Source organism: Arthrobacter sp. Dra40 (assembly GCF_059091905.1).
In genome coordinates this window covers 12,371-35,848 of the sequence record NZ_JBNHHB010000031.1, presented here as the reverse complement: position 1 = coordinate 35,848, position 23,478 = coordinate 12,371, and the positions used below count along the sequence as shown (strand labels likewise).

Genomic DNA, 23,478 nt, shown 5'->3' with positions numbered 1-23,478 from the left:
CCCGCGAGTCCGACAGGGGCGGGTCCGGAGCACCGGCCGATGTGTACGGCGGCGGCCTGCCGTGCCTGTGTGGAGGACAGCTCAGGGGAGAATTGAGGCGTGTACATCGTCCTCGCGTCCGTAGCGCGGAACATTCCCGTGCCTGCAGGGGCGGAACCGGAAGCGTACCTGCAGCGCACCGACGCGCACGGCGCACCCGCCGGACCACCCGCCGTCGTGCCCGCCGGAAAACTGGCCGAGACGGTCCGCGGCTTAGACGCAGAGGCACCTCGCTGGGTCTTCGAATCCACCCGCGACGCCTATCTGCCGCTGCTCGCCGCCGGGGCGGACGTGGACCGGAGCCACGATCTGGCGTTGGTCCGCAGCATCCTGTCGCTGTCCGTCAACGCACCTGACACGGCATACATCCGCGCGCTCCGGGAGGTGCCGGTGGTCCACCAGGACGACGAGCTCCCCCGCCATCTGCCGCCGCTGCAGCAGTCCCCGGACCAGTTCACGCTCTTCGACGAACCGCGGGCCACCGGGACGGCTTTGGAAGATCTGGTGGCCGAATTGCAGGACCAGCTGGCCGCCGTTGCCGCCTCGCCGCAGCGCGGCCGGCTGCAACTGCTGCTGGCTGCCGAATCGGCCGGCGCGCTGATCGCCGCCGAAATGGAGCACTCGGGCGTGCCCTGGAGCGAGGACGTCCACCTGGACATTCTCTCTTCCCACTTGGGTGCACGGCCGAGCGAAGGCCAGCGACCGGAAAAACTGCAGGACCTCGCCGACAAGCTCGGCCAGGAGTTGGCCAATCCCACCTTCAGCCCGGACTCCCAGCAGCAGCTCATCCGTGCCCTGCACCGGGCCGGCATCGAGGTCAAAACCACCAGTTCCTGGGAGTTGAAGGAGCATTCCCATCCCGCTATCGAACCGTTGCTGCAGTACCGTAAGCTGTCCCGGCTGTTCACGGCCAACGGCTGGGCGTGGCTCGACGCCTGGGTCCGGGACGGCCGTTTCAGGCCCGAGTACGTGGTGGGCGGCGTGGTCACCGGGCGCTGGGCTTCGCGCGGCGGCGGTGCCCTGCAGATACCCGGCCAGATCAGGGATGCAGTCCGTCCCGATCCCGGCCGCAAGCTCCTCGTCGCCGACGCGGCTCAATTGGAACCCCGGGTGCTGGCTGTCCTGGCACAGGACTCCGCCTTGGCAGCGGCAGGGCGGGGCAAAGACCTCTACCAGGGCATTGCCGACGCGGGCTTCGGCGGTGACCGGGCCAAAGCGAAGATCGCCATGCTGGGCGCCATGTACGGGGCGACCACCGGTGAGTCCGGCCGGCTGATGCCCCAGCTCACCCGCACTTATCCGCAGGCCATCGCGGTGGTCGAACGAGCGGCACGGGCCGGCGAGGCGGGCCAGGTGGTCAGCAGTTACCTGGGCCGCAGCTGCCCTCCGCCGTCCGACCGGTGGCTGGCCGCCCAACGGACCACCACCGCGGAAGAGCAGCGACGGGCCGATGGCCTGGCTCGCAGCCGCGGCCGCTTCACGCGCAACTTCGTGGTCCAATCCACCGCTGCGGAATGGGCACTGTGCTGGCTGGCCGAATTACGACGCCGGTTGCGCGCCTGCGCTGCCGAGGGCGCCTCTGTGGGGGACATGGTGTTCTTCCTGCACGACGAGGTCATGCTGCATGTCCACGAGGACCGGACGGACGTGGCCCGCCGGCTGGTCGAAGAGTCCGCCGCGGCGGCCACCCGCCTGGTCTTCGGCCGGATCCCCGTGGAGTTCCCGGTCAGCGTTGCCGTGGTCGATTCCTACGCCGACGCTAAGTAACTCCTCCGGGCCGCAACGGCCCGCTCCGGGCGGAAGGTTATCCACAACGCGGACCTTTGCCTCGGCCTGCCATCGCCTTCCGCCGTAGCGTTGTCTCCCACGGCGGTGGCCGCCGTTCGGCGGTGCCGGAGGAGGGATGCGGATGGGAGTGCTCGCCATTGATACTGCCGCCTTGGAGCGGGCCGCAGCGGCGGCGGGAACGGCAGCCGCAGCCTACGAGAACTTGCGGGAAGCGGCAAACGGCCGGTTGGGCGTGGGCGCTGGAATGTCGGGCTGGGAGGCCGATGCTTCGGTTTGGGGACGTGCCTACGACCGCGACGCAGCGCTGCTGTTGCGCGGGATTGAAGGACTTGCCGGCGCGTACGGCCGGCTCCGCTGCTCCACGCAGTGCGCCGCGGCGCTCTACCGGTTCACGGAACAGGCGGCCGCGGGATCCCCCACAGCCTTCGAACAACCGGCTCCCCCGCACGGCGAACGCTGCCTTCCCCTGCCGGCGTCAGCCGTCGGCGGCAAGTTTCCGCTGCTTCCGGAACTCGGGCAACTGATCGCCGATGCCGCCGGCGTGCTCTGGCCGTCCGGCGACGCCGCCGCAGTGCGCAGCATAGCCGGCGTCTGGCAGGACATCGGCCGAGAGACCAAGACACATGCGGCCGCCGCAGACCGAGCGGCGACGCGCGCGCTCTCGGGCCTTCGCGCGACGGATGTGCTGCTGCTTCTCGATGCAAACGGTGAGCTGACGGCTAGCGCTTCCGTGCTGGCGGACGGTTGTGACGCCCTCGCCGAGGGATGCAAGGAGTACGCCGACGCGGTAGAACTGGCGCATCGGCAACTGGTTGAGGAGGCCACCGCGTTTACCCGCGACGTCGCCCTGACGCTGGGTGTGAGCATGGCGCTGGCGCCGGTCAGCGCGGGACTCTCGGTCTTTATCTCCAGTGCCGCCGGTGCTGCAAGGCTAGCTGCCGCAGCATCGATTTTCCGTTCGGTGGTCGGTGCGCTGGGGGCAGCGTCGGCGAGGGCTGCTGGCACCAGTGCCGCAGCGATGGCACGGGTCGCCGCCGTCTCACACCGCATGCGAGGGATCGCTGCTTCCTCCACCGCTGTCGCAGCCCGCGGGTTGGTCAAGGCCTCCACCCGTGCAAAGCTGGCCCTTGCCTCCGAGAACATGGCAGCCGCACGGGCTCTGCTGCGCAGCCACGGCGACTCCATCCTCGGCGTGCTGGCCGCAGGACCGGAAAGCCTCGTACTGCAGCTTGCCGGCCAGACCGCTCAGCGCCGGCTGACGGCGCAGCTGGCGCCGCGGCTCCTCTCCCCGGTACCCACAGCGAGCCCTGTGACTTCCATGCTGAAGCCGGGCAGGTTGGTGCCGTTCGTCTTCTCCGTTTTCACGGCCTACAACTGGGCCCAGCGGGCCGATAGCGCGTGGACGCTTTCGTCGAAGGACTCCTGGTTGAAGCAAGTCCTAGGTGCCGGCGGCGCCGTGCCGCCTGACCGGGACAAACGCTCGCCCGTGCCGCACCCGGGACCCGCCCCAACCCCTGGACCACAACCGGGTCCCACGCCGTCGCCGGTGCCACAACCCAGGCCCACGCCGCCACCTCGCACAGAGGCCACTGCCAGGCCAACCGATCCCTCTCGGCCGTCCGCTGGCATTACTACGCGGCCGGCCCCGCCGCCTGCGACGGCTCCCCCGCCCCGCGCGGGTCCGCCTGCGTCAGGCATGCGCGATGTCGTCAGTCGTCCACCCGGGGCGGAGCGATCGGGGCCGGGATCTCTTGGGACGTGTCCCATTCTAAAGTCCAGCCCAGATCATCAAAAAGATGGCTCAGCAGGATCGCGGTAAAGCCCCAGACCACCACTCCGTGGACCAGGAACGCCGGGCTGCGGAAGATCTGGCCGCCGCGGCGGAGCACCGACATCCGCCGGTTGGCAGGATCCAGCAGGTCCGCGACCGGCACCCGGAAAACCTGTGCGGACTCAGCGAAATCCACCACGGCCACCGGCGAGGGAGAAGCCCACCAGGCCAGGACGGGAGTGACCAGGAAGTTGCTGACCGACAACGGGATGTCCGGCAGGACCCCCAGAACCTCGACGCCGGTGGCGTCCAGCCCGGTCTCCTCCACCGCTTCGCGCACTGCGGCGGCGGCAGGTCCGTCGTCGTCGGAGTCAATGGCGCCACCGGGAAAGGCGACTTGCCCTGGATGCGAGCTGAGGTTGGCGGCGCGCTCCACGAAAAGCACGTCCAGGTCATCCGGGACGGCGGAGTCGTGAAAGTGGGCCGGCGCATCGTCCAGGGCACCGAAGAGCAGGAGCACCGCTGCCGGGCGCACCGCTTCCGCCTCCAAGGCGACGTTGTACCACCGCTCGCGTTCACGGACGGAGAGCCGCTGTTCCATCGGCAGCTCCATTAGCCGCTGCAGATCCTTCTTCGCACTCACTGTCAGGCTCCCAGCGGGAATCCTGCGGCGCGAAGCTCCTGGCGGGTTTCACCGGCCATCATCCGGGCCAGGAGTTCTTCACGTCCCGGGGCCAGCTCGTACTTCAGCAGTTTCCGTGCCTTCTCCGGGTCAACTTCCCCCTCGCCATAGGACGGGCACCATTGGGCGACCGGGCAGGCGCCGCAGGCAGGCTTCCGGGCGTGGCACACGCGGCGGCCGTGAAAGACCACATGGTGCGAGAGCATGGTCCAGTCCTTGGGCTCGAACAGCTCCGCGACGTCGTACTCCACCTTGACGGCATCGGTGGAATCGGTCCAACCGAAACGGCGCGACAACCTGAGGAAATGCGTATCCACGGTGATCCCCGGGATGCCAAAGGCATTGCCAAGCACCACGTTCGCGGTCTTGCGTCCTACGCCGGCGAGCTTGACCAGGTCATCCAGCTTGCCCGGGACCTCGCCATCAAACTCATCGACGATCTGGCCGGCCATCTTGAGTAAGCTCTGGCTCTTGGCACGGAAGAAGCCGGTGGGCTTGATCAGCTCCTGCAGTTCCGTCTCATCTGCCTCGGCGAGCGCGCGCGCGTCCGGATAGCGTGCGAAGAGCACCGGGGTGGTCATGTTGACCCGGACATCGGTGGTCTGCGCGGACAAAATGGTTGCCACCAGCAGTTCGAAGGGATTGCTGAAATCTAGCTCGGCCACCGCGTAGGGGTAGTGCTCGGCGAGCTCCTTGTTGATCCGCCGGGCCCGGCGTTTGCGTGCCAGTAGGGATTCTTCAATCTTGCGCCGGCGGGTGGCCGGCGCCTTGTCAGGCACGCTCAATGTTCGTCAGGTCCCTCAAAACGCCAACCCTGCCGTCCGTGTGCTGGACCAGGAATTCATCCCCCCGGTCTTGCAGCGCCAGGATCCAGGACCCCGGTTCGACTGTGAACATGACCTGCCCGGTGTTCTCGTCCAAGACGGGGCGGGTGCGTCCGACGGCGAACCAGAAGGCTTCGTACTCCTCCTCGGCTTCCTCGTAGTGTTCACGCGTGGCGCTGATCGGAGACGACGCCGAGGCAGCCTCGGCGGGGGCGCGGTCAGCGCCGTTCGCTGCGACGGACGGCATGGCCGTGGTCGTTTCCGGGACAGCCTCGGCACGAGTCGGGCCGGTTCGGGCTGCGGTTGGCTCGGCGTCGGCACGAGTCGAGCCGGTTCGGGCTGCAGTTGGCTCGGCGTCGACGCGAGTCGAGCCGGTTCGGGCTGCGGTTGGCTCGGCGGCGGCCCCGCCGATCGCTCCCCCGGCAGGGACGGCCGTCTCGGCCTGAGGTTCAGCAATGCCGGTCTGTGCCGTGCCGTTGGCGCGATCCCGAGGTTCGGCGCCACCTGCACCGGCAGGCTCCGGGACACGCTGGCCGTCGGCGGACGGCTGAGGGCTTCCCACCACTGTTTTTCCGGAGTACCCCACATCGCGGGCAACACCGCCTGCTGCGAGGGCACCTGCCCTAGTGGTGGACGAACCGCTCGAGTCATCAGTCACCGGAATGCCGACGGCCTCCCCGTCTGCGGCACCCGGTGCAACGGAATCGTCGGCTTCGAGTTCCGTGGCCTGCTGGACGCCGGCCGGACTGGCTGCGGTGTCCCGCCCCGTGGTGTGCCTCGAGGCGGCGGTGGCTGACTCCGGCGCTTGCGTTGCTTGGGCAGCCGCGGCAGCACCCGCAACCCCGGCTGCCCCGTTGCCGGACGGCGCGGCAAACTGGCCGGTGGACGGCTGTTGCGTGCTGCTCTGGTCCCACCCCGCAGCAGCCGGGGTTGCGGATCCATAGGCACCGGCTCCGGCCGAAACGGTTTGATGCTGGTTAGCAGCCTCCGTCCCGTAGTCGGCAGGCGCGCCGGGACGCTGCGCTGCAGGCTGCGGTGCCTTCGGCCGGGGTGCTGCCGGGACGGCATCCCGCGCCACCGGGTGGGCCGGCGTCTCGGGACGGCCCACAAAGTCTGCGGCCAACTGCGGGATCCATCGTGCGCAGACGGTCCCGGCGAAGAGCACCAGTGCGCCGATGAATCCAATGATTCCGCTGACGCTGTAGACGGTGACGATGGTCAGGAAGTAGAAGGCCAAGGCAAGAGATGCCACCACCGAGGCGAATTGATCAACAGACAAGGAGCCGATCCGCAGCGGCGTCTGCGGCGCCAAACGGCGCACCACAAAGAGCACCAGCACCACCGCAGGCAGCAGGATGCCCAGCCCCAGCTGGAACAGTCCGGCCGAGTTCCACAAGTTCACCCCGATCCCCCGGAGAACTTCGAGGGGCAGCACCGAGGAGAGGAACAGCAAGATGACGCCGGCGCCCACCACCAGGTCTCGCGCAGTGAAGGGGCCGGCCACCGCAGTTCCTGCCGTGCCGTGGGTCTGGGAGCTCTGTGACATCGTCGATCCTCCGGGTCGTTGCGGTTGCAGAGCGGGTCTGGCCCGCTGTGCAACGTTCTGGCGCTGGTCTCAGCGTAGTCAAGGAACCAACCCTTCACTAGCCGGACCACCGCCGTCGAACGCACTTGCTGGTGCCGTTCAGCGCAGATTCGAGACCTTTTGCATCGAGCATTGTGACGGTCGACACTGCGAAAGGCCCACGAAGGATTAGGCTGAAAAGCAGCAGATGTGCCCGGCCGACGGAAGCCGGTGCACGCCAACGACCGCAGCAAAAACGAAGGGGCCTTCATATGTCTGAAGCCAATGGACCGCAGACTTCCACCGCCGCCGGCGATGCCTTGGAGAACCTGCTCCAGGAGAACCGTAAATTTGCGCCAAGCGCTGAATTCGCTGAGGCAGCGGTGGCCAAGCCGGGTGTTTACGCGGAAGCCGAGGCGGACCGTCCGGCCTTCTGGGCCAAGCAGGCCCGCGACGTCCTGTCCTGGGACAAAGACTTCACCCAGGCCTTGGACTGGTCCGAGGCCCCCTTCGCCAAGTGGTTCGTCGGGGGCGAACTGAACGCGGCCTACAACGCGCTTGATCGGCACGTGGAGAACGGTCTGGGTGACCGGGTGGCCATCTATTTCGAGGGCGAACCCGGCGACACCCGCACGTACACGTACGCGCAGTTGACCGAGGAAGTGAAAAAGGCCGCTAACGCGTTCGAATCCCTCGGCGTGGCCAAGGGCGACCGGGTCGCCGTCTACCTGCCGATGATCCCGGAAGCGGTGATCACCATGCTGGCCTGCGCGCGGATCGGCGCCGTGCACTCGGTGGTCTTCGGCGGTTTCTCCGCCGATGCGCTGCGCTCCCGGATCGACGACGCCGAGGCGAAACTGGTGGTGACCGCCGACGGCACCTGGCGCCGCGGCAAGCCCTCCGCGCTGAAGCCCGCCGTGGACGAGGCCCTCGCCGCACCCGGCCACACTGTGTCCAACGTGGTGGTGGTCAAGCGCAACGGCGAACCGGTCGACTGGCACGAAGGCCGCGACCAGTGGTGGGCGGACACCGTGGAAGCCGCGTCTGCGGAGCACACCCCCGTGCCGCACGACGCCGAGCACCCGCTGTTCATCCTCTACACCTCCGGCACCACCGGAAAGCCCAAGGGCATCCTGCACACCACCGGCGGCTACCTCACCCAGTGCGCCTACACGCACAAGGTCGTCTTCGACCTGAAACCGGAAACCGACGTCTTCTGGTGCACCGCGGACATCGGCTGGGTCACCGGCCACTCCTACGTCACCTACGCGCCGCTGATCAACGGCGCCACCCAGGTCATGTACGAGGGCACCCCCGACTCGCCGCACCAGGGCCGCTGGTGGGAGATCGTGGAAAAGTACAAGGTCTCCATCCTCTACACCGCGCCGACGGCGATCCGCACCATGATGAAGTGGGGCGACCACATCCCTGCGGAGTATGACCTGTCCTCCATCCGTGTGCTCGGATCCGTGGGCGAGCCCATCAACCCCGAAGCCTGGATGTGGTACCGGCGCGTCATCGGCGGCGACAAGGCACCGATCGTGGACACCTGGTGGCAGACCGAGACCGGCGCCCACATGATCGCCCCGCTGCCCGGCGTCACCGCCACCAAACCCGGCTCCGCCCAAGTCGCCGTGCCGGGCATCGCCGTGGACGTGGTGGACGAACTCGGCGCCTCCGTCCCGGACGGCCACGGCGGCTACCTGGTGATCCGCGAGCCGTGGCCGGCCATGCTGCGCGGCATCTGGGGCGACCCGGAGCGGTTCAAGGAAACCTACTGGTCCCGGTTCGAGAACATGTACTTCGCCGGCGACGGCGCCAAAAAGGACGACGACGGCGACATCTGGCTGCTCGGCCGGGTGGACGACGTGATGAACGTCTCCGGCCACCGGCTCTCCACCACCGAGATCGAATCCGCCCTCGTTTCCCACCCCGCGGTCGCCGAAGCCGCCGTCGTCGGAGCGAAGGACGAAACCACCGGCGAGGCCGTCGTCGCGTTCGTGATCCTTCGCGGCGGCGCGGCGGAAGACCCGGACATCGTGGCCACGCTGCGCGCACACGTCGGTAAGGAGATCGGTCCGATCGCGAAGCCGCGCACCATCCTGGTGGTGCCGGAACTGCCCAAGACCCGCTCCGGCAAGATCATGCGCAGGCTGCTCAAGGACGTCGCCGAAGGACGTGAAGTCGGCGACGCCACCACCCTGGCCGACAACACCGTCATGCAGCAGATCGCCGCCTCACTCAAGGCCTGACGGCCAGCCGGCTGCAGGCCGGGGGCTTCCCGCTGACTGTCCTGGCGGGAAGCCCCCGGCGGGAGGCCCCTGTCTGCCTTGCACACCACCAGACCACGCGTAACAGGAGATCTCGCCGGCGGCGGGATTGAGGCATAGTAAGGGCATGACTGCAGACACTCCCGGATCCCGCCGCGTACTGGTACTGAACGGCCCGAACCTGAACCTGCTCGGCACGCGCGAGCCCGAGGTGTACGGCACGGCAACGCTGGCGGATGTGGAGAAGCTAGCCACCGAGGCCGCAACGGCGCACGGCTGGAGCGCCGAGTGCGTGCAGTCCAACCACGAAGGCGCGCTGATCGATGCGGTCCACGCCGCCCGGGACACTGCCGATGCAATCATCATCAACCCGGGCGGGTACAGCCATACCTCCGTGGCCCTCCGCGACGCGCTCTCCGGGGTGGCGCTGCCGGTGGTGGAAGTGCACATCACCAACATCCACAAGCGCGAACAGTTCCGCCACCACTCCTATATTTCCGGTGTGGCCGACGCGGTGATCGCGGGCGCCGGCATTGCCGGCTACCGGCTGGCGGTCGAATACCTCGCCGAGGTCCTGTAGCCGGACCGCCTCTAGCGGGTCACGCACTGGCCGGCGGAGATGGTCTCCTGGTAGCCAAGTGCCGCGTCAACCACCGGCTTGACCTCTTCCAGCGTCAGCGCATAACCCACCGGCACGTTCTGGGTGGACTTCGCGAACACCACACCGGCCACGTTGCCATCGGCATCCAGCAGCGGTCCACCGGAGTTGCCTTGCTTCACGTCCGCGGCCAAGGTGTACACCTGAAGCGAGGACGGGTCCGCACCGTAGATGTTCTGGACCAATACCTGGGAACGGCCTTGGACCGTGGCCGGGTTGCTCTGGAAAGGGCCGCCGGCAGGGTAGCCCTGGAAAGCAGCGAAGTCGCCTTCGGACAGTTCGCCGCCCAAGGGCAACGGCCGCACATTCAAGTCGTCCACGGCCAGCACTGCCAGATCGCGCACAGCGTCGAAGAACACCACTCGGCCGGGCAGCACCCGCCCGTCCGGGATCTCCACCACCGGTTCATTGACGCCGGCCACTACGTGCGCGTTGGTCATCACGCGGTTCGGCGCCACCGCAAAGCCCGAGCCCGTCTGGTTCTGCCCGCATTGGAAGGCCGTTCCGGCGATCCGGAGCACCGATGCCGATGCCTCGTTCAGCGCCGCGGTGTCCGTGCTGGTGTCCGGGATCTGCGCCGGTTCCCGCGGCGCCTGCGGATCGAGCACCAACGGGATACCGTCGGGCACCACGGCGGAACGCACCTGGGCCGCCCAGGCCTTTACCGGATTCGGGGTCAGGTGCTCGATGGTTGCAATCACCTTGGACCCGGCAATCTGCTGGGAAATCAACGGCACACCCATGGTGCCCAGGCTGAACGCCAGCATGGAGATCACCAGCGCGGTCACGGCCAGGTTCATAGCACCGCCTAGCAAACGGTCCACCGGCCGCAGTGGCGGGAAGTCCATCCGCCGCCGGATGCCGGCGCCGATTCCGGATCCGAGGGCATGTCCCAGCACCACCAACAACACCGCCACGGCAATGGTTGCAGTGAGCCGCCATCCGCTGTCCGGCACCCACTGGCTGACCAGCGGGATCGCGAAGAAGGCCGCCACCGCTCCGGCGACGATGCCAACGATGCCGCCGAGCGTGACCACGAACCCCTTGCGCAGGCCTGAAATCAGGTAGGACAAGAGGATCAGAAGCAGGACGATGTCCAAGATGGTCAGGCCGAAAATCACACATTCTCCGTAGCGGTCGGATGTGCAATAGTCTAAGCCGTCCACCTGTGGGAATTATTCAGGCAGGTTGGCCGTTGACCACTCCGGTAGTCCCTGCGCGGCCCACGACGCCGCCGGTTTTCCCGTCCTCTGGGAGCGAAAAGCCTTGTGGAAGATGTCACAACCGCTTTACATACGGCAAAATGGAAGCCAGTGCCCCCACGGGAGAGCAGCCTGCCCACGCCGAACAGTACTAAATTGGAGAATTCATGGACGTAGAGATCCTTCGCCGCGCACCTCTTTTTGCCACCCTTGACGATGACGTGTTTGCAGCGCTGACCGACGAGTTGACCGAGGTCGACCTGTCCCGCGGCGCTTCGGTGTTCCGCGAAGGTGACCAAGGCGACCAGCTCTATTTCATCGTCTCCGGCAAGATCAAGCTGGGCCGCACCGCTAACGACGGCCGCGAGAACCTGGTGGCCATCCTCGGCCCGGGCGAACTCTTTGGCGAAATGGCCCTGTTCGACCCGAGCCCGCGCAGCACCTCGGCAACGGCTGTTTCCGAAACCCGCCTGGCCGGACTGAAGAACGAGAACCTGCGCGGCTTGCTGGAGACCCGTCCCGAGGTTTCGGCGCAGCTGCTGCAGGCCTTGGCCCGCCGCCTCCGCCGTACCAACGACTCGCTGGCCGATTTGGTCTTCTCCGACGTTCCGGGCCGTGTTGCCAAGGCCCTGCTGGACCTGGCCGACCGCTTCGGCCGCCCGGCCACGGATGGCATCCTGGTGGCGCACGAGCTGACCCAGGAAGAGCTGGCGCAGCTGGTGGGCGCCTCCCGCGAAACCGTGAACAAGGCCCTGGCCGAGTTCGTCCAGCGCGGCTGGCTGCGCCTGGAAGCACGCGCCGTGGTCATCCTGGACATCCAGCGTCTGCGCCAGCGTTCTCGCTGATTCTCCACTGAAAAGTACGACGGCGGGGGCTCACCTTAAGGTGGGCCCCCGCCGTCGTACTGGTTGCGTGGTGAGGGACAGTGCGCACTCAAACGCCCCGCTTAGCGACCCCGCTGAACTGCTCCGCCCTCGGCAGCGGCGCTGGCCACAACCTGCAGCATCGGCACGCCATCCACCAGCACCAGCTCGGGGTGGTAGATCCGCTGCGGGCGTTTGTGTGACAGGTAGGCAATGCAGCCACGGGCCGACGCGATCTTCTCCACGATGACCTCTACCGCCGGCGACGTCACTTCGCTGAAGGTCAGTCCCCGCGTGTCCGGCTGATCCACCAGATCGCCCAACGCCGTGGTTTCCCGCCCCGCCATCAGTTCCTGCGCAGGCAGCCAGGCTGCCCACAGACCCTTGCTTTCCAGCAGGGACGGCCGTTGGTTGGCCGGCTGGGCGGCAGCGAAGTAGCGCGTGTCGAAGCGGCGGTGGGCGAAGTCCGGACTCAGCCAGGTGGACAGCGGCTTGAGCAAATCAGTACGCACGCCCAGCCCGCGCCGGGCAAGCGCCTCGGCGAAGGACTTTTCCTGGCCGGCCACCGCCTCGCGAGTGCGCATCCAGTCGGCGCCGGAGGTCGATTCCGGCAGGCTGGACTCGTCCGGGCCGGCCAGCAGCACGCCGGTTTCCTCGAACAGTTCGCGGATGGCGGCCACCACATGGGCCTGGGCAACGCGATGGTCGCTGATCCCCATCGTCTCGGCCCACTTGGCCGGCGACGGCCCGAACCAGGTAATGGGCTCGCCGTCGTCATCGTCCACGCTGCCGCCGGGAAACGCCACAGTGCCCAAAGGAGAGGAGCCCGAACGGTAACCGAGGTAGGTTTCCGTGCCGGCAGCCCCATCCCGGACCAGGACCACGGAGGACGCCAGGCGCGGCTTCCGCGGTGAGCGCTCCCCATGCTCGAACCAGCTGTGGGCCGCGCCCAGCTGGTCCGGAGCCACTGGGAAGAGCCGTTGCTCCTCTCGAAGCGGACTAGCTGAATTCGGCAATCAGTTCTACCTCAACCGGCGAATCCAGCGGCAGCACTGCCACGCCGACGGCGGAGCGCGCGTGAGCGCCCGCGTCGCCGAGAACTTGCCCCAGCAGTTCGGACGCCCCGTTGATCACTCCCGGTTGGCCGGTGAAGGCGGGATCGGACGCGACAAAACCGACAACCTTGACGATCCGCGTGATCCGGTCCAAGTCGCCGATGACGCTCTTGACCGCTGCCAGCGCATTCACCGCGGCGGTCGCGGCCAGCTTCTTGGCCTCCTCGGCGCTGACCAAGCCGGCGCCGTCGCCCACCTTGCCCACGGCTGGCAGTTCGCCTTTGACAAACGGCAGCTGCCCGGAGGTGTAGACGTAGTTCCCGGTGACTACCGCCGGCACGTAGGCGGCCACCGGAGCTGCGACCTCCGGCACGGACATGCCCAGTCCAGCGAGGCGCTCTTCGACGGCGGACATTCGGGCTTCGGTCGTTCCACTCATGGCTACTGCTTCTCCCTCTTCAAATAGGCGACCGGGTTGGTCCCGTTCGGGCCCGGGAACACCTGGACGAGCTCCCAGCCGTCGTCGCCCCACTGGTCAAGAATCTGCTTGGTCGCGTGGATAATGAGCGGAATTGTCGCGTATTCCCATTTGGTCATGAATGAAAGCCTAGCGCTTGCTTGTAAAGTGGACCCCATGGCCGCTCGCAAATCCCCCTTCTTCGACACTGCGACCACCCTCGGCAAGATAGTTGGCTTCCTGGGTATCAGTGCGCTCTGTGGCGTGCTCGCAGCGGGCCTGCTGGTCCCGGCCGCTGCCGTAGCCGGTGTCGGGGCAACCTCCTCGATCGAGTACTTCGACCAGTTGCCGGACGAACTGCAGACACAGCCGCTGTCCCAGCCCTCGCGGATCCTCTCCGCCGACGGCAAGCTGATCGCTACGTTCTACGCCGAAAACCGTGTTCCCGTCAGCCTGGACAAGGTTTCCCCGCATATGCAGGACGCCATCATCTCCATCGAGGACGTGCGCTTCTACGAGCACAACGGCGTGGACCCGCAGGGCATCATGCGTGCCGCCGTGACCAACTTGGCAGGCGGCGACCTGCAGGGGGCGTCCACGTTGACCATGCAGTACGTGAACAACGTACTGATCGACGCCGGCGCGTCCGCGGGCAAGGGGGCCGAAGAGCTGACCATCAGCGGCACCAAGGACATTGGCGACAAGCTCCGCGAGGCGAAGCTGGCCATCGCCGTCGAGAAGGAATTCAGCAAGGAAGAGATCCTGCAGGGCTACCTGAACATTGTGTTGTTCAGCGGCCAGGTTTATGGGATCGAAGCTGCTGCCAAGACGTTCTTCGGCGTTTCCGCCGCGAAGCTGACGATTCCGCAGTCGGCCATGCTGGCCGGCATGGTGCAGTCGCCCAACTACTTCAACCCGGTGAACAATCCGGAGGCCACGCTGGAGCGGCGCAACACCGTGCTGGCGGCCATGCTCAGCGCAGGCAAGATCACCAAGGCGGAATACGACGAAGCCGTCGCCACCGACTTGGACCTCAACCTCAAGCCCGTGCGTTCGGGCTGTGTGGCGGCCAACTTCGCCGATTACTTCTGCAGCTACGTCCAGCACGCGATCATGCAGTCGGACGCCTTCGGGGCGGACTCCACCGAACGCGCCAAGCTGCTGGCCCGCGGCGGCCTGACGATCAAGACCACGCTCGATTCCCGCCTCCAGAAGGAAGGCCAGAAGCAGATCGAGCAGGAAGTCCCGAAGGGCGATAAGTCCGGCGTCGGTTCTTCCATGGTTTCGATCGAGCCGGGCACCGGCAAGATCCTGATGATGGCCCAGAACACCAAGTACAGCCCGGAAGATGGCGCGGCCAACACGGAGCTGAACTACAACGTGGACGCTGACATGGGCGGCGGCAACGGCTGGCAGCCCGGCTCCACGATGAAGCCCTACACCACCGTCGCCTGGCTGGAATCGGGCAGGGCGCTCAATGCATCGGTCGATGCGCGCCGCACCATGTACCCGGCGCAGTACAACTGGCAGGCCAGCTGCCTGCCGCCGGACGCGTGGTTCAGCGAGTGGGACTTCCAGAACGCTCTGCCCGGCTTCGAGCGCAGCATGACCGCAAGCCAGGGCCTGACCTGGTCGATCAACTCCGCCACGGCCGCGATGGCAGCGCAGTTGGACCTGTGCGACATCCAGGACGCGGCAACCCGACTCGGCGTACGCACGGCTACGGACAAAGAGCCGATCAGCATCGAGCACCCGTCCTTCATCATCGGCACGACCAACGTTTCGCCGATGACGATGGCCGCCTCGTTCGCGGCATTCGCCAACGGCGGCGTGTACTGCAAGCCGATCGCGCTGACTTCCGTCACGGACGCCGAGGGCAACAAGTACAAGGTCCCGAAGAAGTCCTGTGACCGGGCCATCTCCGAAGAGGTCGCCGCTGCCGTCAGCGTCCCGCTGGAAAACTTGGTCAACCTGCGGCTCGGAGGGATCCACCCGATCGGCGTTCCCGCCGCTGCCAAGACCGGTACCACGGACAAGTCCGAGTACACCTGGACCGTGGGCTATACCAAGGGCATCTCTACTGCTTCCTGGGTGGGCAACCCACACGCTTACAAGTCGATCAACAACATCCCGATCAACGGCGTGACCCGCAGCTACGTTGACGGCGCGACCATCGCGGGCGGCCAGTGGACCGACTACATGGAGAAGGTCGCGGGGTTGTACAAGACCGGGGGCTTCGGCTCCGCACCCGGCAGCATGCTCTATCCGCCGCAGGCCAAGAAGGTTGAGACCGACGACAAGAAGAGCTCAGATTCCGGCGATAGCGACGGCGGCGGCTCCGACAACGGCGGTTCCGACAATGACAACGACTCCGGCGGCTCGGATAACGGCAACGGCGGCGGCGGCAATGGGAACCGCAACGGTAGCGACGACTGACCGTGGACGCTGAAGCACTGCGAGCGCGGCTCCGCACCGCAGGCAAGCTGGCCCTTGGGGCTGCTGCCGCGGGCGGGGCCACGCTGGTTTACGGCTCAGTCATCGAGCGCAACCTCTTCGGACTGCGCGAAGAAACGCTGTCCATCCTGCCGGCGGGACAGCCTCCGCTAAAGATTCTGCACCTGTCCGACATCCACATGTCGCCTGGGCAGTCGCTCAAGCAGAAGTGGTTGCGTCGACTGGTTGCGCTGGAACCTGATTTGGTGGTCAACACCGGCGACAACCTCAGCCACCGCCAAGCCGTGAAACCCCTGTTGGACTCGCTGGCTCCGCTGATGGACGTGCCGGGTGTTTTCGTCCCCGGCTCCAACGACTACTACGCCCCGGTGATGAAGAACCCGTTCTCCTACCTCACCGGACCGTCGAAACAACCAGAGGACTATGGTTCGCGGGAGCTGCCGTGGCGTGAAATGCACGCCGCTTTCGGCACCGCCGGCTGGATCGATTTGACCAACCGGAACCAGTCGCTGGTTGTGGACCGAGTGCGGTTGGACTTCACCGGCGTGGACGATCCGCACCTGCAGCGGGACCGGTATGTGGGCTTTCCCAACGGATCCACTTCTGCAGACAGCGCGGCCCATCTGCGCATCGCCGTGGCACACGCACCCTACCAGCGCGTGTTGAACAACTTCACCGCCGGAGACGCCGATTTGATCCTGGCCGGCCATACCCATGGAGGCCAAGTCTGCCTTCCCGGTTACGGGGCCTTGATCAGCAACTGCGATCTGCCAACTTGGCGTGCCCGCGGCCTGACGTACTGGGATTACCAAGGGCGCAGCGTGCCCTTGAACGTGTCGGCAGGGCTGGGAACGTCCCGGCTGGCTCCGATCCGATTCGCTTGCCGCCCGGAAGCAGTGCTGCTGACGCTGACGCCTTCCCCATCCGCCACCGCCGGCGAAGTCCCCACGGAAGGGCCCCGGCTCGGCTGAACGTGCAGGTTGTAGCGCTGCTGGTTCGAGAAGGCTCAGCCATGCGGATCGGCGGCCCACCTTGCGCCTCACCTTGCGGCTTGCTCCCGCAGCCGCCCCGTTCGCGGCCCGGGGCGGAGCGGCCGGACCGGAACCTGGGTTTGCCAGTAAGCGTTTCGGAGTGGTTTGCGGCGGGGATCAATGTAGTCCGGTGGGATGAACCAGGGGATGCCTTTGAGGACGTCGATTTCCCAGTTGCCTTGTTCGATCAGGTCGTGGTGGAGGCCGCAGAGGCAGACTCCGTTGTTGACGTCGGTCCGTCCGCCGGCCCACCAGGGCACGATGTGGTGTGCCTCGGTCCAGAGGGCGGGCATAGTGCAGCCGGGAAAGGCGCAGCCTTTGTCCCGGGCTATCAGGGCCTTGCGGATGGCCCGGCTGAAAAAGCGTTGGGACCTGCCCAAATCCAGGACCTCGCCCTTGGAGCCGAGGACTGCGGGAACGATCTCAGCGTCGCAGGCCATCCGGCGCACCGTTTGAGCCGAGAGCGAGCCGTTGTAGACGGCGCTGCCGCCGCCCGACAGCAGCCCGGCGAGTTGTTCATAACCGCTCGTGACAATCATTTGCGTGCGCAGCCCTCCGGAGTCCGGGAGCTTGTCAACGTTCAGGGCGATACGGCAGGCACCGATCAGGCCCGCCAGAAGTTTCTGCGCCCGGGTGAACTGATCAAGCCCCGCTAGGACCACGGGTTCTACGCCCTCAGGAGCCAAACCATCGGAGTCGATGTCGTCGGGATAAGCGCCTTGTGGATCAGTGCCTTCTGGGACCGCATCCGCGTGGCTGCTGTCTTCGGAATCGTGGACCGCACCGTTTCCTTCTTCTGCGAGGATGCCGGCGCTACCGCATGCTGTGCCTCCGGCCCCGGAGCCGCCCTGTACCGCATCTGCTGCGGCGGTGGCGGATGCCGCTCCACTGTCTGCGGCTCTGTCTGCGTCGACGGTGCCCGTGGTGGCGCCGGTTTCACCGATGGCAGCGTGATCGGGGCCGGTTGCTGCAGCTTCGATGGCTTCCGGGCGGATGCGGGGGTTCGCGGCGGAGTTCATCACCGTGGCGAGGAGTTCGTACTGGTCGTCCGTAGTGTTGATGACAAACTGGTGCAAGCCCCGCCGGCGTCCGCGGTAGAACATGCCCTGCCGTGCCCGCAGCTCCTCCTCGGAAGGTTCCGCTCCGTCCTGGTCCACGGCTGTTTCCCAGGTCTTGGCGACCATAACCAGCGTGTCAGTGTCGGTTTCAATGGCCTGGGCGACCAGCGAGGCTTCCATGGCCTCCAAGGTCCCGGGATCAGCGGCGTGACGGGCCCGCCCGATGGAATCGGTAACGAGGGCCGCGGCCTGGCCGCTGATGTCCCCCTGGGCCATGGCGTCTGCCAGCACGGGCAGATCCGGGGTACCGGCCTCGCCGTCGAGCCTGACCGGGGCGCTCACGGCCTTGCCGACCCGCAGCCGCCGCCGCGCTTCGACGATGCCGATCCCCAGCCGCGAGCGCAGGTATTCGGCGTTGTTCCGGAACTCGGTCTTGCGGCGGCGCTGCCGCTTCTTGGAGCCTGCGGCGTCGGAGCTGCCGAGGCGGTCATGACTCTCGGGGAGGGCCCCGCCGCCCGCGGTGATGGCGGCAGCCGGATTGGCCCACTCCCCCGCACTCCCGGGAGCGCAATCATCGGCGAAGGCTGCGGTGGGGGCGGCGGATTCCCCGTTGGCGGCCAGGTCAGCGCGCTCCACGGCATGCGCGCCTGCTGCCTGCAGGTATTCCACCGTCTTAGAAACGTCCTCGACCGCCGCTACTCTGGTAGCCAGATCCCGGGTGGAAAGCGACGGCGCTTCGGCCGCAAAGCAGGCGGCGATGTCTTGGAGCACTGCGCGTACCTCGGCCAGAGACGTCTCCGTCTCCTCGGTCCGGTCCATCGCTGCAAGCGTCATACCACAATTTTATTCGTACACATTTTCGACCCCTAGCGAAAACCCGCAATGTGTAGGACGAGTCGGCGCTGAATTGGGGCCCCGGTCAAGGCGAGCGCAATAGGAGGTGCCGCTCGCTCAAGGCGAGCGCAATAGGAGGTGCCGCTCGCTCAAGGCGAGCGCAATAGGAGGTGCCGCCCGCTCAAGGCGAGCGCAATCAGTGTCGCCGCGGCACAAAACTGCCGACAGCAGCACAGAGGAGGGCCCTGCAACGTCAGGGTTTCACCTGCACCCCGTCAGGCTTGCCGTCTGCGAATGAAATCAGGAAACGGTTGTCTGAGTTCGCGCGGCCCGCCACCGGAACCAACCGTAAACGTAGAGCAGCCCGGACAGCACCGTCAGGGTCAGTCCCTCCAGCAACCAGATGACTCCCGGGCCCGCTGGGGCGGCGATGGCAGTGGCCAGCCCCATCAGCGACAGGGCGATGCCGAGCCACCACGCCTCAACCACCCCGCGCGCCAGGCCAAAGTACAACAGCATGGTGAGGGCGTTGACCAACAGCGTTTGGACCATCACGGACACGCTAGTCATGTACATAATCATCATCGGCAGGGTCTGGATGCTGGTGACCACAACGGTCAACACAAGGAATGCAGCCGCGGCAAGCCAATCCTGCCGCTGCACAGAATGCACGGGAGGAGACCCGTCGGCCGCGCGCTTGCGCCACTGCCACCAGCCGTACACGGCGACCGCCGGTAGCAGCATTGATGCGAAGCTGAAGCCGCCGCCCGCCGTCATCAAGACCAGGGACAGGGCTGGTTCCACCAACAGCACCAGCCAGCCTGCCCGTTTCCGCAGCGCCATCAGCAGCACCGTCAGCATTCTCAACAGTGGGAAGATCACCCAAAAGACGACAGCGTCAATGCTGCTGAATGCCTCGGTCAGTTCCATGCGCTCCCCCGGTGAACGGTTTCGCCAAGACTAACAAGCACCGCCAACGAAGGCATCACGGTAAGTGCCCTCAGGGTGACCGGCGCCTCACTCGGCTCGCTAGGATGGTTGCTGCAGTACACAAGGCACTCCCGCTACGAAATCCATGGCGATGAATCGACGAAATGACTGAGCTTTCCCTCTGGCGGACCATTGCCAGGCTCAATGAATATGTACGGCCCATCCTGCCCCGGCTGATTATGGGATTCTTCAGTGCCCTCGGTGCCAGCCTCGTGGCGTTGGCCATTCCGCAGGTGCTCCGGGGGCTCGTCGACACCATCCACACCGGAGGCGATCCCTCCGAAGTCTGGGGCCCCGCCGTCGTCATTGCCTTGCTGGGTTTGGCGGAGGCAGGTCTGGTGTACCTGCGGCGTGTTTTCGTAATCGCGCCGGCCACGGACGTGGAGATGGGCATGCGCACCCGTCTTTACAGGCATGTGCAGCACTTGCCCGCCGCCTTCCACGACCGGTGGGGATCGGGCCAGCTGCTGTCCCGGGCGATGGCCGACCTGGGCCTGATCCGCCGCTGGCTGGCGTTCGGCTCGCTGATGCTGGTGGTCTCCTTCGTGACCGTGGCTGTGGGCCTGGCGTTGATGTTCGCGCTGAACCAACTGCTGGGAGTGATCTTCCTGGTCGTTGCCGTGCCGCTGGTCTGGCAGGGGTTCCGCTTCCGTACGGCATTCGGCGCCTCCTCCCGGCTCAGCCAGGACCAGGCCGGAGATCTGGCCACCACGGTGGAGGAATCGGTGCACGGCATCCGCGTGCTCAAGGCCTTCGGCCGGGGCCCGTACGCGCTGGACAATTTCCACGGGCAGGCGGAAGAACTGCGCCAGACCGAGCTGGCCAAGGCCCGCACGCTGTCCAAGTTCTTGGCCACCGTTGTTTCGCTGCCGGACCTGGTGCTGGGTGCAGCCCTGGTCATCGGCATCATCCAAGTGGCCGGCGGACAGATGACCGTGGGCGAGTTGGTCGCCTTCTTTGCGACCGCCGCAGTGGTGGCCGGGCCGGTGGAAGCGATCGGGTCCCTGATGGGCATGACCCTGACGGCCAAGACCGCCCTGGACCGGCACTTCGATGTGATGGACACGGAGAACACCATCACGGATCCGGAAGAGCCGCAGCCGGCGGGCTCCGTCCGCGGGGACCTGCGCCTGGCCGGCGTCGTCTTTCGCTACCCGGACGCCGCGCCGGGCACTGCACCGGTCCTCGACGGCGTGGACCTGCATGTGCGCGCCGGCGAAACCATGGCGCTGGTGGGCGTGACCGGCTCAGGCAAGAGCACGCTGCTGCAACTGGTCCCCCGGCTGTACGACGTGTCCGCAGGCGCCCTGCTCCTGGACGGTACGGACATCCGCCGCTTCCCGCTCACCGAACTGCGCAGCCACGTGTCGGTGGCCTTCGAAGATTCCACGCTGTTCTCCACCTCGGTCCGGGAAAATGTGCTGCTGGGCGCCAGGCCCGGCGGCGAAAACCCGGACGACCTGCTGGCCCGCGCGCTGGAGGTGGCACAGGCCCAGTTCGCCTACGATCTGCCGCAGGGCGTGGAGACGAAGATCGGCGAGGAAGGGCTGAGCCTTTCCGGCGGGCAGCGGCAGCGGATCGCGCTGGCCCGGGCCATCGCGGCCCGGCCGGCCGTGCTGGTGCTGGACGACCCGCTCTCCGCCTTGGATGTGCGGACAGAAGAAGCGGTGACGCAGCGGCTGCGCCAAGAACTGCAGGGTACGACGACCCTGATTGTGGCCCACCGGCCCTCGACCGTGGCGCTGGCGGACCGGGTGGCGTTACTGCAGGACCGGAGCATCGCCGCCGTCGGCACCCACTCCGAACTGCTGCGGACCAACGACCATTACCGCTACGTGATCGCCTCGCTGGCGGCCGAGCCCTCCGTCGAAGACGTGTTGGACGCGAAGGAATCCCGATGAGTTCCATGACCGGAGTCGCCGGCGAAGACAACATCAACCTGGCCAAGGCCGACCGCAAAGCCGTCCGCCGGCGTTCGCTGCACCTGCTGGGCGAGCTGGTCTCCCCGCACCGGAGGCTGTTCGCGCTGTCCGTCGTCCTGGTGGTGGTCAGCAATGCCGCCCGCGCGGCTGGCCCGGTACTGGTGGCCTTCGGCATCAACAACGCCCTGCCGTCCCTGACCGACGGCGACGCAGCCCCGCTGGTGCTGGTGGCCGCCGCCTACGCGGCCATCGCGATCGCCGGCGGCTCGCTGCTGGCCGCCTACACCTATGTCACCGCCCGGCTCAGCCAGGCCATGCTGCTGGCCCTGCGCGTGCGCGTTTTCCGGCACACCCAGCGGCTGAGTTTGGAGTTCCACGAGACCTACACCTCCGGCCGGATCATCTCCCGGCAGACCTCCGATCTGGAGGCGCTGCGGGAGCTGCTGGACAACGGCGTCACCCAGCTGACCTCCGGGGCGATGTTCATGGTCTTCACCGCCATCAGCATCGTGGGCCTGGACTGGAAGAGCGGCGTGATCATCCTGGTCGCCGCCATCCCCATCGGGTTCGTCACCCGGTGGTACCAGAAGGGTTCGGAGCTGGCCAACCGCGCGTCCCGGGTGGTCTCGGCCCGGCTGATCGTGCACTTCGTGGAAACCATGACCGGCATCCGGGCGGTCAAGGCCTTCCGCCGCGAGCGGGACAACGCCGCACGGTTCGACGAGCTGGCCGGCGACTATCGCCGCGCCACCCTGCGGAACATCAAGTACTTCGGCGTGCTCCAGCCGGCGCTGAACGGCATCGGCAACCTGACCGTGGCCGCGGTGCTGTTGATCGGCGGCTTCCGCGTGCTGGACGGCGACCTGGCCATCGGCACGCTGGTGGCGGTGCTGCTGGCCACCAAGCAGGTCTTCCGCCCCACGGAACAGATCGCCATGTTCTACAGCTCGTTCCAATCTGCCTCATCGGCGCTGGAAAAGGTCTCCGGGTTGCTGGAGGAGGAACCCACCGTGGTTCCCCCGGCAACTCCCGTCCCGCTCAAAAACGCCCGGGGCGCAATCCGGTTCCGCGACGCGGTCTTCGGTTACGGGGACGGGCGGGTGGTGCTGCCTCAACTGAACCTGGACATTCCCGCCGGCCAGACCATCGCCGTCGTCGGGCAGACCGGAGCCGGCAAGTCCACGGTCGCCAAACTGATCGCCCGCTTCTACGACCTGACCTCGGGCTCGCTCACCCTGGACGGCGTCGAGCTGCGGCAACTGTCCAACGAGGACCTGCGCCGCGCCGTCGTCATGGTCACGCAGGAGGCGTTCCTGTTCAGCGGCAGCGTCGCGGAGAACATCGCCCTGGGCAACCCGCAGGCCGGCCGCGAGCAGATCGAAGACGCCGCCCGCGCCGTCGGCGCCCACGAGTTCATCCTGTCCCTGCCAGAGGGCTACGACACCGATGTGAACAAGCGCGGCGGCCGCGTTTCCGCCGGGCAGCGGCAGCTGGTCTCCTTCGCCCGCGCGTTCCTGGCGGATCCGGCCGTGCTGATCCTGGATGAAGCCACCGCTTCGCTGGACGTCCCGAGCGAGCGCCAGGTCCAGGAAGGCCTGCAGACGCTGCTCGGCAACCGCACCGCGCTGATCATCGCGCACCGGCTGTCCACCGTGGAGATAGCCGACCGCGTGCTGGTGATCCATGACGGCCAGGTGGTGGAGGACGGGTCCCCGGCGGAGCTGATCGCCGGCAGCGGCCGCTTCGCGCAGTTGCACGCCGCGTGGAAGGATTCGCTGATCTGATCCGTGCGGGCAGCCGGACGCCGATTTCTCGTTTCGGACCTGTCTCCGCTATCCTTGAACAGTTGCTTTCGCGGTCATCATAACGACGGCGGGGCACCGGTATCGGGGTGTGGCGCAGCTTGGTAGCGCGCGTCGTTCGGGACGACGAGGTCGCAGGTTCAAATCCTGTCACCCCGACCAGATCAGAACTCCCGCTGCTCTTCGGAGCGGCGGGAGTTTTTGCTTTTCCTGC

18 protein-coding genes and 1 tRNA gene are annotated in these 23,478 nt (G+C 66.8%); 10 read left to right on the top strand and 9 right to left on the bottom strand.

The window, feature by feature from the left end; translation table 11 throughout:
• Window positions 1–99: 99 nt before the first annotated feature.
• On the top strand, window positions 100–1,806 hold the full coding sequence (locus AC5RWT_RS14965; RefSeq protein ID WP_494080855.1) for a bifunctional 3'-5' exonuclease/DNA polymerase: 1,707 nt from the start codon (window positions 100–102) through the stop codon (window positions 1,804–1,806).
• 142 nt (window positions 1,807–1,948) lie between these two features.
• A complete protein-coding gene (locus AC5RWT_RS14960; protein WP_494042719.1) occupies window positions 1,949–3,646 on the top strand; it encodes a WXG100-like domain-containing protein in 1,698 nt (565 codons plus the stop codon).
• Here the strand turns inward: AC5RWT_RS14960 and AC5RWT_RS14955 are convergent.
• From AC5RWT_RS14955 to AC5RWT_RS14945, 3 genes are read right to left on the bottom strand one after another with little or no spacing between them, the layout of a single operon-like run.
• Complete coding sequence (locus AC5RWT_RS14955) at window positions 3,537–4,241, bottom strand: NUDIX hydrolase (protein ID WP_494042720.1); 705 nt, start codon at window positions 4,239–4,241, stop codon at window positions 3,537–3,539. The two genes, AC5RWT_RS14960 and AC5RWT_RS14955, sit on opposite strands and share 110 nt — an antisense overlap.
• Before the next feature lie 2 nt (window positions 4,242–4,243).
• On the bottom strand, window positions 4,244–5,059 hold the full coding sequence (nth, locus tag AC5RWT_RS14950; RefSeq protein ID WP_494042721.1) for an endonuclease III: 816 nt from the start codon (window positions 5,057–5,059) through the stop codon (window positions 4,244–4,246).
• Entirely contained in the window at window positions 5,052–6,650 is a 1,599-nt protein-coding gene (locus tag AC5RWT_RS14945; RefSeq protein ID WP_494080854.1) for a hypothetical protein, read from the bottom strand. The genes nth and AC5RWT_RS14945 overlap by 8 nt, the downstream gene beginning before the upstream one ends.
• A gap of 290 nt (window positions 6,651–6,940) precedes the next feature.
• Here AC5RWT_RS14945 and acs point away from each other — a divergent pair, with 290 nt between their 5' ends.
• Together acs and aroQ are read left to right on the top strand one after the other, a co-directional pair.
• On the top strand, window positions 6,941–8,920 hold the full coding sequence (gene acs / locus AC5RWT_RS14940; protein WP_494080853.1) for an acetate--CoA ligase: 1,980 nt from the start codon (window positions 6,941–6,943) through the stop codon (window positions 8,918–8,920).
• 145 nt (window positions 8,921–9,065) lie between these two features.
• The gene (gene aroQ / locus AC5RWT_RS14935) at window positions 9,066–9,518 is read left to right on the top strand and encodes a type II 3-dehydroquinate dehydratase (protein ID WP_494042724.1); all 453 of its coding nucleotides are present in this window, start codon (window positions 9,066–9,068) and stop codon (window positions 9,516–9,518) included.
• An 11-nt stretch (window positions 9,519–9,529) separates the two neighbouring features.
• Here aroQ and AC5RWT_RS14930 read toward each other — a convergent pair whose 3' ends face one another.
• Window positions 9,530–10,714: a MarP family serine protease gene (locus tag AC5RWT_RS14930; RefSeq protein ID WP_494080864.1), complete on the bottom strand. Its 1,185-nt coding sequence runs from the start codon at window positions 10,712–10,714 to the stop codon at window positions 9,530–9,532.
• Between the two features lie 251 nt (window positions 10,715–10,965).
• Here AC5RWT_RS14930 and AC5RWT_RS14925 point away from each other — a divergent pair, with 251 nt between their 5' ends.
• Window positions 10,966–11,643 carry a Crp/Fnr family transcriptional regulator gene (locus tag AC5RWT_RS14925; RefSeq protein WP_127512919.1) on the top strand — a complete coding sequence of 226 codons (678 nt, stop codon included), beginning with the start codon at window positions 10,966–10,968 and terminating at the stop codon, window positions 11,641–11,643.
• A gap of 101 nt (window positions 11,644–11,744) precedes the next feature.
• On the opposite strand, the gene AC5RWT_RS14920 is transcribed toward AC5RWT_RS14925, so the two are convergent.
• Genes AC5RWT_RS14920 through sp36 form a run of 3 tightly spaced genes read right to left on the bottom strand, consistent with a single transcriptional unit; the run spans window position 11,745 to window position 13,313 of the window.
• Window positions 11,745–12,629: an NUDIX hydrolase gene (locus tag AC5RWT_RS14920; protein ID WP_494080852.1), complete on the bottom strand. Its 885-nt coding sequence runs from the start codon at window positions 12,627–12,629 to the stop codon at window positions 11,745–11,747.
• A 31-nt stretch (window positions 12,630–12,660) separates the two neighbouring features.
• Window positions 12,661–13,155 carry a RidA family protein gene (locus AC5RWT_RS14915; protein ID WP_494080851.1) on the bottom strand — a complete coding sequence of 165 codons (495 nt, stop codon included), beginning with the start codon at window positions 13,153–13,155 and terminating at the stop codon, window positions 12,661–12,663.
• A 2-nt stretch (window positions 13,156–13,157) separates the two neighbouring features.
• Window positions 13,158–13,313, bottom strand: coding sequence for a Sp36 family protein (sp36, locus tag AC5RWT_RS14910; protein ID WP_127512922.1), 156 nt, complete (start codon window positions 13,311–13,313; stop codon window positions 13,158–13,160).
• A 37-nt stretch (window positions 13,314–13,350) separates the two neighbouring features.
• On the opposite strand from sp36, the gene AC5RWT_RS14905 reads away from it, so the two are divergent.
• Complete coding sequence (locus tag AC5RWT_RS14905; RefSeq protein WP_494080850.1) at window positions 13,351–15,609, top strand: transglycosylase domain-containing protein; 2,259 nt, start codon at window positions 13,351–13,353, stop codon at window positions 15,607–15,609.
• Window positions 15,610–15,611: 2 nt separating this feature from the next.
• Window positions 15,612–16,598, top strand: coding sequence for a metallophosphoesterase (locus AC5RWT_RS14900; protein WP_494080849.1), 987 nt, complete (start codon window positions 15,612–15,614; stop codon window positions 16,596–16,598).
• Between the two features lie 68 nt (window positions 16,599–16,666).
• On the opposite strand, the gene AC5RWT_RS14895 is transcribed toward AC5RWT_RS14900, so the two are convergent.
• Together AC5RWT_RS14895 and AC5RWT_RS14890 are read right to left on the bottom strand one after the other, a co-directional pair.
• Window positions 16,667–18,550, bottom strand: coding sequence for an HNH endonuclease signature motif containing protein (locus tag AC5RWT_RS14895; protein ID WP_494080848.1), 1,884 nt, complete (start codon window positions 18,548–18,550; stop codon window positions 16,667–16,669).
• Window positions 18,551–18,850: 300 nt separating this feature from the next.
• Window positions 18,851–19,480 carry a nicotinamide mononucleotide transporter gene (locus AC5RWT_RS14890; protein ID WP_494080847.1) on the bottom strand — a complete coding sequence of 210 codons (630 nt, stop codon included), beginning with the start codon at window positions 19,478–19,480 and terminating at the stop codon, window positions 18,851–18,853.
• A 164-nt stretch (window positions 19,481–19,644) separates the two neighbouring features.
• Between AC5RWT_RS14890 and AC5RWT_RS14885 the strand changes: the two genes are divergently transcribed.
• From AC5RWT_RS14885 to AC5RWT_RS14875, 3 genes are all read left to right on the top strand, one after another.
• On the top strand, window positions 19,645–21,441 hold the full coding sequence (locus AC5RWT_RS14885) for an ABC transporter ATP-binding protein (protein ID WP_494080846.1): 1,797 nt from the start codon (window positions 19,645–19,647) through the stop codon (window positions 21,439–21,441).
• Window positions 21,438–23,246, top strand: a complete 1,809-nt coding sequence (locus AC5RWT_RS14880) for an ABC transporter ATP-binding protein (RefSeq protein WP_494080845.1) — start codon at window positions 21,438–21,440, stop codon at window positions 23,244–23,246. The genes AC5RWT_RS14885 and AC5RWT_RS14880 overlap by 4 nt, the downstream gene beginning before the upstream one ends.
• A gap of 103 nt (window positions 23,247–23,349) precedes the next feature.
• Window positions 23,350–23,426: transfer RNA gene (locus AC5RWT_RS14875), tRNA-Pro, on the top strand.
• Window positions 23,427–23,478: the final 52 nt, after the last annotated feature.